Below are 8,376 nucleotides of genomic sequence, written 5' to 3' on the forward strand. Positions count from 1 at the left end.
CAGACCTCCCTTGCCTCGGGAGAAGTGAATCAGGAGCTAAAGCCTCACTCAAGCCGAGTTTTTCAACAAAATCGGCCATGTTCGCGGTTCTGCGAATTTCTTGCGGGTCGAGGAATACGGCTCTGTACCAGCGGCATTGGAATTGCCCATTTCGGCTGCAATCACCAATCCGGTATTGCGCATGAGAACTGAAGTGACCCCAAATTCTCGATGCAGCTTCTTTCAACGTCTCTGTGCGACGCTTCCAGATCTCCGGCCAACGCCCCCCCGTTCGGATGGATAGGACAGATCGCGTAGATCCACCTTGTCGTCCAAACTGAAGTTCCTCTTTATTTGCCTTAGTCGATGGTTTCTGCGGCCGCACAGCGCCCTCGGCGACCGGCCACCAGCTCCCGAAGTGTTCATACCGATGGATCAGCGACCAACCATGCATTGGCATTCAACCCGGACCACCCAATGGGGGCAGCCCACATCCCCGGATTGCCGGCCACGCGGGATCTTCAGTCGGCAGGCCGCGGGACAGACGTTTCATTCGCCAGCCGGGCCACGCCGGCGGTGCGCCGGGACCGCACCTTCAACTACAGGGAAAGGCCTCCTGCATCGTGACAAGCAGCGCCTCCGCCGCCATCATACCGGTGCGGCGGCTGTAGTCGCCATGCACCCAGCGCATGAAGGCCCAGCGCACTTCATCCGCGATGTTCTGCTCGGGCAGGCAGACGTCCGTCTCAGCTCCGATTGCCCCGGTCGCCTCCAGCGCATCGACAAATCCGATGATGTATTGCTCGCATTCGATCTCGGCCGCCTGCCCCCAGCGGGCATCGTTATCCGCTTCCTGGCAGGGGGAAAGAAGTTCGGCTGCCGTGTAATTGGAATGGATGTTCAGGACCGACCGCTCACCCGAGAAGGTCGGTCCGGTCAGGGAAACCGCTGCAACAACGGCGGCGGGAATGATCAGCAAGGCACGCATGGGTTTCGCTCCGTTCGCAATTGTGGTGCCCCCGGACGGCTGATCCTCCGGGGGCAAAGGCACTACTGGGCTGCGGCCCGGTCCTCGGCGAGAGAGTGGATGGCCTCATCCATCACCGCCTGATGCTCTTCGTTGTTCACGAAGCGCGGCGAGTTCACGGCACCCCAGACATCCTCATCCGTCATGTTCTGGTGGCAGCCCATGCAAAGCCCGGTGCGTTCCATCTTCTCACGCATCTCCTGGGGCAGCGGGCCGGTAAGCGGCCAGTGCGAGCCCACGGTCACCAGTTGCTGGCCGTCCTCCGTCACGATCCGGCTCAGGTCGTGGTCGAGGCTCGGGATCGGCTGCGACTGCATCTGCGTCTGTTGCGGGATGATGTCGCCCATTGCTGTTTCGAGATCGACGGTCAGGCCATCCTCGTAGCCCTTAAGGAACCGGCCACCCGATATCCCGTAACCAAGCGCTTTGGGGTTGTTGTGGCAGCTCTCGCAAGTGCGCGCCTCACGCCCCGCCGTGTGCGGCTGCACCGCAGCGTGATCGAGCCCCTTGGTGCCCCCGGCATCCGGCGTCATCCAGGTCTCGTTATGCACGATCGTGTTGCCGTCCTTGTCGATCACAGTGGTGATCACCTGGCAACCCGGCATCAGCGGCGTGACGCGGCCCTCGCCGTTGATCCCCAGGATCGGTTCCTCCCAGCGCAGGTAGCTGCGGCTCTCAGACACCTTACCCTTGGATGTCAGACCATTCGTGCCGAGCGGATAGTCCGCCGTCAGCCCGTCTTCGCCGCGTGCATTGGCGTTCGCGATCCAGTCGATATCTGTCTTGCCTTCCGAATAGTCGACCGTGATGTGGCAGCCATAGCATTGCGGCGCCCAGTCGGCATGGCAGGCATAGCATTCCATCGATTCCATGTGCTGGCCGACGCTGCGCATCGCCACCTCGGCATTAGGCGACTTCCAAGTGCCGTCGGTGGCGATCTGTTTCAGAACAGGCACTTCGAAATCAAGGCCCGATGCCGAATGCAGGATCACCTTGTCCCCGCTGCGCACGACGTTGCCCAGCGGGTTGCCGCGGGTGGTCAGTAGGTAGCCGTCCTGCGGGTCATAGACTTCGGCGAAATACTGTTCCGCCGTCAGATCCTCGGCAAGCCCGCGCGGCGTTTCCGCCAGATCCTGCTGGAATTCCTCGCCATAGCCGAGGGGCAGTTCCCAGGGGAACTGGCCGACGGTCCCGTGACAGTCCTCGCACTCGATTTCCACCTGTGCCAGCGTCGTACCGGGCATGTTGCCGTCGCCGTGCATATCGACGGTCGTGTGGCAATCCTGGCAAAGCATGCCGCCTTCGGGGTTCCCTTCCCGTGACTGTACCTGGTGATGAAGGTCGTCCTTGATGAAGAGGTAGTTCTTCGTGTGAAGCGCGGGCTGCTTGTTGCCCTGTGAATCGTAGGGCGTGCCATAGGGGAATTCCATGATCCCCTGATAGCTGACGCCGATCCGCTTGCCGCGGTTGTGGCAGCTTGAGCAGCTTTCGTTCGGGATGCCCGAATAGGTGAGATCGCCGACCGTGACCTTCGACTTCCGCGAACCCTGCATGGTGTGCACCAGAAGCTTCCCGGGCTGCTCCTTCGAGATCATCGGGTCGCCGCCCTCGTATAGCCCTTCGTTCGAGTAGGGCACGTGGCAGGACGAACAGCCCGCACCTCGGAAATCACCGCGCTTCTCGCGTCCGGAGACGCCCACGTGGCAGCGCTGGCACTGCTGGCGCGAATAGGTGATGCCGGCGAGGTTGGGATGCTCGGAAATGGCGTTCACATCGACTTCCGGCACCTGCTCCATCGAGGTGACAAGCTGGTCGGGATGCGCCTCTGCATAAGCGATCATGTATTCGCGGTAGGCATCGGTGCCCACGATCGGGTCCGGCCCGTCTTCATCGACGAGGCTGTAGTTCCCATAGACCGAGCGATGCGTGTCCAGCACGCCCCAGGACCAGAGATTGCCCTGCAGCTTCCCGGCTTCCGTATTCATCAGCGATTTCATCAGACGTTCGGAATAGCCGTCATGGCACTGCCCGCAGGAGCGGTCGGCGACCCAGAGCGCACCGGGATCGGGATAGAACGTGTGAGGCCCGAAATCGGCCAGATCGCCGGGCGAACCGGAATGCGCCTCTTCCACGGTCGTGGCGCTCGGCGTGCCGCCGTGACAAACGACGCACCCGCCCGGATCGCCATAGTCAGGGCCCATGGCCTGGATCGTTTCCATCATCACGCCCTGGGTAAAATCCTCGATCCCTTCGTGGCAGGACAGGCATCCCTTCTCTGCCGCAAGCTCGGCAGACACCGTGATCGGTTCATCCGGTTCGGCTGCCTGATCCTGCGCCACGGCGGCGGATCCGAAGAACAGAACTAATGTAATGGAAAGCAAGGCGCGCATGGAATCGCTCCGGTCGGATTCGTTCAAAATCACGAAAACGGTAGCGGCGCCCCAACCGGCTTGGCCCTGATTTTTGTCAGACGGGCCCAATTGACATGCATCAAGGGATGCCAGGTTGAAGTCTGTTTGAATCCAGCACTGGGGCCATCTCAATCATTTCTGCGGGGGGGGGATGAATTTTCAGACGGACGAACTCGATTTCTCGAATGCCTCCTGCCGGGCGGAACGGATATGCGCAAAGTGCAAGATCGTGGGCTGCCCCTTCGCGCGCAGGGTCGCGCGATCCGGCACTCTGGCACAGCACCGCCTTACCCGTGGCCAAGGGATACAGTGCCCGGACGGCGCCTGCCTGCGCTTCTGGATCGTCATCGAAGGCTACGCAGCGACCTGCACCTATTTCCGCGACGGGCGGCGGCAGATCCTTTCGATCGACGAACCCGGGACCGCGGTTTGCGGACTGATGGTTGCCGAAGACTCCGAACAGCGGCTCGAGGCACTGACGGATTGCCTGGTCTGCGAGGTGGACCTGACCGAGCAGGCCCTCGAATTGCGCAATGATGCAGAGTTCCTGGCCGACGTCTCGCGCATGCTCCACGAACGGCTCGAACGCAGCATCGTACATGTCTCGATGCTGGGCCGGCTCGACAGCTTCGAACGCGTCACCTACTTCCTCGCCGACATGGCCACGCGCCACGGCAGGAAAGGCGCGCCCGTTACCCTGTCGATGTCGCGCGAGGATATCGCCGATTATCTCGGCCTCAATACCGACTCCGTCAGCCGCATTCTGACCCGCATTCGCAAGGCGGGGCTCGTGCGGTTCGTCTCGCCCACCGAATACTTCGTGCCGGATATGAAGGCGGTTGCGCGCCGGCTTCCCGTCGCCGCGCCCACGCCCGCACGATCGATGCTCGCAACCGGAGGACACGTCCAATGATCGTCGAACTCGGACATTTCGCCCTCTGGCTCGCGCTGGCCGCAACCCTCGTTCAGGCCACCGTGCCGCTCTGGGGCGCCCTCAGGGATCATCCGGGGGCCATGCAGGTCGCCGATACGGCCGCCACGGTTCAGTTCCTGGCAACCGCAAGCGCCTTCGCGGCCCTGACCTATGCCTTCGTCGTTTCCGACTTTTCGGTGCTTCTGGTCGCGCTCAACTCGCATTCGATGAAACCGATGCTCTACAAGGTCACCGGCGTCTGGGCCAACCACGAAGGCTCTATGCTGCTCTGGGTTCTGATGCTCGCGCTCTTCGGGGCGCTGATCGCGCTCTTCGGCCGCGCCGTGCCGGCCGCGATGCGCGCGACGATCCTCTCGGTCCAGGCCATGATCGGCGTCGGCTTCTACCTCTTCATCCTCATGACATCGAACCCCTTTACCCGGATCGCCGACCGCGTGCCTCTGGACGGGCAAGGCATGAACCCGCTGCTGCAGGATCCGGGCGTCGCGTTCCACCCGCCGCTCCTCTATCTGGGCTATGTCGGCTTCTCGACCGCGTTCTCCTTCGCTGTCGCCGCCCTCATTCTGGGCCGTGTGGATCCGGCCTGGGCGCGCTGGATCAGGCCCTGGGTTCTCGTCGCCTGGTCGGGCCTGACGGCGGGCATCGCCCTCGGCTCCTGGTGGGCCTATTACGAACTCGGCTGGGGCGGCTTCTGGTTCTGGGATCCGGTCGAAAACGCCTCCTTCATGCCCTGGCTCGTGGGCACCGCGCTCCTGCATTCCGCGATCGTCGTGGAAAAGCGGGCGAGCCTGATGAAATGGACGATCCTGCTCGCCATTCTCACCTTCTCCCTGTCGCTGATCGGCACCTTCCTCGTGCGCTCCGGCATCCTCACCTCGGTCCACGCCTTCGCCACCGATCCAGAACGCGGGATCTTCATCCTGCTCCTGCTCTGCATCGCGATCGGCGGCGCGCTGACGCTTTTCGCCTGGCGCGCGTCGGCGGTCCGCGACGGCGGCATCTTCGCTGTCTGGTCGCGCGAAACCGGGCTGCTGGCGAACAACGTGCTTCTGGCGACGGCCACGGGCGTTGTCTTCGTGGGCACCCTCTATCCCCTCGCGCTCGAACTTGTGACGGGCGACAAGATCTCGGTCGGCGCACCCTATTTCAACCGCTCCTTCCTGCCGATCTTCGGGATCGCGATGTTCGTGGCCGGGATCGGGCCGTTCCTGAGCTGGAAGCGCGCGCGCAAGGCCGATGTGCTCGGCCGCGCCGCACGCGTTCTCGCGGTGGCGCTGCTGGTCACTGCGGCGCTCGCGCTGCTTCTCGGCCTCGCGGATCCTGTGGGCCTGTTCGGCATTGCCATCGCGGCATGGCTGGCGCTTGCGACGCTCGAAGATCTGGGGCGCCGGATCGGTCTGCCCACAGCCGCGCCCGGAACCGCACTCCGCCGGCTGACCGGCCTGCCCCGCGCGGCCTGGGGCCTTTACATCGGCCACCTCGGCCTGGCCGTGGCGGCAGCAGGCGTCATCGCGATATCTGTCTGGAGCATCGAGGAAATCCGCCTCGTCGAACCGGGCGCCGAACTCAAAGTCGGGCCCTATGACTTCGCGCTTCTTGATGTCGAAAACACCACCGGCCCCAACTATCAGACCTCGATCGCCGCCGTGCGCGTCACCCGCGACGGCGACCTCGTGACGATGCTCTTTCCCGAGAGGCGCTGGTACCCGGTCGAACGCCAGCCGACGACGGAAGCGGGCATCAGGACGCTCTGGCACGGCGATCTCTACGCCGTGCTCGGCGATCCCGACGGCACCGGCCGCTTCGTCGTCCGCTACTACTACAATCCCGGCGTGCCCTGGATGTGGCTCGGCGCGGCGATGATCGCGGCCTCTGCCCTGATCTCGCTGACAGACCGCCGCCTGCGCATTGGCGCGCCCTCGGCCCGGCGGAGGGCCTCCGCCGCCCTGCAACCCGGTGAATAGGAGACCCCGATGACGCGTCTTGCCCTTCTGGTCTACCTGCTCTGTGCCGTGCCGGCTCTCGCGCTCGATCCCGGCGAAATGTTCGAAGATCCCGCAATGGAGGCCCGTGCGCGCGAGATCGGGCGCGAACTCCGCTGCCTCGTCTGCCGCAACCAGTCGATCTTCGACTCGAACGCGACGCTCGCCCATGACCTGCGCGTCGTCGTCCGCGAACGGATGATCGCCGGGGACAGCGACGAGGAGGTTCTCGACTACGTGCATGATCGCTTCGGCGATTACGTGCTTCTGAACCCGCCGGTCGACACGCACACCTACGTGCTCTGGGCCGCGCCCTTCGCGTTTCTCGGTCTCGGCGTGCTCGGCGCCGCGCTCTACATGCGGGGCCGTCCCCGCACCCTTCCTTCCGCCGACGAGGAGGCCCTGCAATGATCTGGCTCGTGATGACAGCACTCGTCCTCTTTGCCGCCACATGGGTCGGGCTGCCCTTCCTGCGCGGACGGGTCATCGAAACGAATGCCGGCGACGCCGCGATTTCGATCTATGCCGACCAGATCGACGAGGTCGAACGCGACCGGGCCCAGGGCCTGATTTCCTCGAAGGACGCCCAGGCAGCGGTCACCGAGATCGAACATCGCCGCACCCGCGTGGCCCGCGACATGCCCGGTGGCTTCGCCGTCTCGCAAAGAACGCCCGCCGCGGCCCTGGTTCTGGGCGCAGGCCTCGCCGCGGCATCGCTTGGCGGCTACGCGCTTTACGGCCAGCCGGCGGCTCCCGACATGCCCCTTCTGGCCCGCAAGCAGGATGTGCTCGAACAGCGCGCGGCCGCAGGCGACATCACCAGCCGCATTCAGCTTCTGATCCAGCAAACCGAAGAGGCGCCACAGGATTTCGAAAGCTGGTGGATGCTCGCACGCTCCTATGCCGCCGTGGGCGATACCGCCAATTCGGCCGAGGCCTATCGCCAGGCCGTGCTTTTGAACGACGCGCCCGGGGTCCAGTCGGCCTATGCAGAGGCGATGACGATCGCCAACGGCAACAAGGTTCCCGAAGGCGCGGAGATCATCTTCGCCCAGGTCGCCCGGGAGGTGAACGATCCCCGCGCGCTCTACTACCTCGCCCTCGCCCGCGCGCAGCGGCAGGATTTCGAAGGCGCGCTGCAGGATTGGGCGGCGCTCGCCGCGGCCTCCGAATCCGATGCGCCCTGGATGCCGCTCATACGCCGCGACATCGGCAACATGGTGCGCTTTCTCCAGCTTGAGATCACCGACTACTTGCCCGACGCCACGCCACAGGAAATCGCGCTGGCCAGCGGCGCCCCGGAAACAGCCCCGGCAGATATCCGCGACCTGAGAACGGCGCTCACCGAAGACCCGATGGATCATGCGGGCTGGATCGCCCTCGCCGAAGCGGAGGCCGCCGCCGGCCGCCCCGACGCGGCCGCAGAGGCGATCGCGGAAGGCCGCCGCCACTTCCGGGGCGCTCCGTTCGTCCTGGAAAAGCTCGCCGAAGCCGAACGCGCGCTCGGTCTCGATCTCGTGGCAGAGCCTGCACGGGGCCCCGACGCCGAAGACATCGCCGCCGCCGCGACGATGACGGAGGCAGACCGCGCCGCGATGATCGAGGGCATGGTCGCCGGGCTCGCCGCACGGCTCGAGGAAAACCCAGACGATCCCGATGGATGGGCCATGCTGATCCGCTCCTACCGCACGCTCGGCGACGCGGCCAAGGCTTCGGAGGCGGAAAATCGGGTCAGGGAACTCTACGACGGTCAACCGGAACTTACGGCGATCTTCGGCGCTCTCTGAGCTCTGCGCGGGGCACGTCCAGGCGCGCCGCTGGCCCCCTCAGACACATCCGATCGCTGCCACCGCAGGCCCCGCCGCGGCCTGAACGCCCGGCCGGGCGCCCTTTGGGCACCGCACAAGGATCAGGGCCGTCCCGGTGACGCCATGCTCGGCCAGCGCCCGCTCCATGTGCCTCAGATCGGTGGTGTCAGACGGATTCGAACTTGTCTCCAAAGGGACAGAATGACTGTCCCTATGCCGCGCCAAGTTCGCGCCA

8 protein-coding genes are annotated in these 8,376 nt (G+C 64.7%); 4 read left to right on the top strand and 4 right to left on the bottom strand.

Annotated elements, in window-relative coordinates:
• The 3 genes from RXV90_RS25545 to RXV90_RS25555 form a co-directional block, all read right to left on the bottom strand.
• The coding region (locus RXV90_RS25545) for a hypothetical protein (RefSeq protein ID WP_316653213.1) at positions 1-226 on the bottom strand (226 nt) is incomplete at its 3' end.
• Positions 227-574: 348 nt separating this feature from the next.
• The gene (locus tag RXV90_RS25550) at positions 575-967 is read right to left on the bottom strand and encodes a Rap1a/Tai family immunity protein (protein WP_316653215.1); all 393 of its coding nucleotides are present in this window, start codon (positions 965-967) and stop codon (positions 575-577) included.
• Positions 968-1,029: 62 nt separating this feature from the next.
• Positions 1,030-3,396 (bottom strand): hypothetical protein, encoded by a 2,367-nt coding sequence (locus RXV90_RS25555; protein ID WP_316653217.1) that lies wholly within the window; start codon positions 3,394-3,396, stop codon positions 1,030-1,032.
• 172 nt (positions 3,397-3,568) lie between these two features.
• On the opposite strand from RXV90_RS25555, the gene RXV90_RS25560 reads away from it, so the two are divergent.
• Genes RXV90_RS25560 through ccmI form a run of 4 tightly spaced genes read left to right on the top strand, consistent with a single transcriptional unit; the run spans position 3,569 to position 8,120 of the window.
• Positions 3,569-4,330, top strand: a complete 762-nt coding sequence (locus tag RXV90_RS25560) for a Crp/Fnr family transcriptional regulator (RefSeq protein ID WP_316653219.1) — start codon at positions 3,569-3,571, stop codon at positions 4,328-4,330.
• Complete coding sequence (locus RXV90_RS25565) at positions 4,327-6,315, top strand: heme lyase CcmF/NrfE family subunit (RefSeq protein WP_316653220.1); 1,989 nt, start codon at positions 4,327-4,329, stop codon at positions 6,313-6,315. Before RXV90_RS25560 ends, RXV90_RS25565 begins: the two co-directional genes overlap by 4 nt.
• Before the next feature lie 9 nt (positions 6,316-6,324).
• Complete coding sequence (locus RXV90_RS25570; protein WP_316653222.1) at positions 6,325-6,744, top strand: cytochrome c-type biogenesis protein; 420 nt, start codon at positions 6,325-6,327, stop codon at positions 6,742-6,744.
• Complete coding sequence (ccmI, locus tag RXV90_RS25575; RefSeq protein ID WP_316653224.1) at positions 6,741-8,120, top strand: c-type cytochrome biogenesis protein CcmI; 1,380 nt, start codon at positions 6,741-6,743, stop codon at positions 8,118-8,120. Before RXV90_RS25570 ends, ccmI begins: the two co-directional genes overlap by 4 nt.
• A 39-nt stretch (positions 8,121-8,159) precedes the next feature.
• Here the strand turns inward: ccmI and RXV90_RS25580 are convergent.
• A partial coding sequence (locus RXV90_RS25580; protein WP_316653226.1) for a hypothetical protein occupies positions 8,160-8,376 on the bottom strand: 217 nt, incomplete at its 5' end.

This window comes from Ovoidimarina sediminis (genome assembly GCF_032586175.1).
GTDB classification, from domain to species: domain Bacteria; phylum Pseudomonadota; class Alphaproteobacteria; order Rhodobacterales; family Rhodobacteraceae; genus Ovoidimarina; species Ovoidimarina sediminis.

Excerpts from the sequence above, each read along its gene's own strand:
- RXV90_RS25550 (WP_316653215.1), bottom strand. The coding sequence starts at position 967 with ATGCGTGCCTTGCTGATCATTCCCGCCGCCGTTGTTGCAGCGGTTTCC.
- RXV90_RS25555 (WP_316653217.1), bottom strand. The coding sequence starts at position 3,396 with ATGCGCGCCTTGCTTTCCATTACATTAGTTCTGTTCTTCGGATCCGCC.
- RXV90_RS25560 (WP_316653219.1), top strand. The coding sequence starts at position 3,569 with ATGAATTTTCAGACGGACGAACTCGATTTCTCGAATGCCTCCTGCCGG.
- RXV90_RS25565 (WP_316653220.1), top strand. The coding sequence starts at position 4,327 with ATGATCGTCGAACTCGGACATTTCGCCCTCTGGCTCGCGCTGGCCGCA.
- RXV90_RS25570 (WP_316653222.1), top strand. The coding sequence starts at position 6,325 with ATGACGCGTCTTGCCCTTCTGGTCTACCTGCTCTGTGCCGTGCCGGCT.
- ccmI (WP_316653224.1), top strand. The coding sequence starts at position 6,741 with ATGATCTGGCTCGTGATGACAGCACTCGTCCTCTTTGCCGCCACATGG.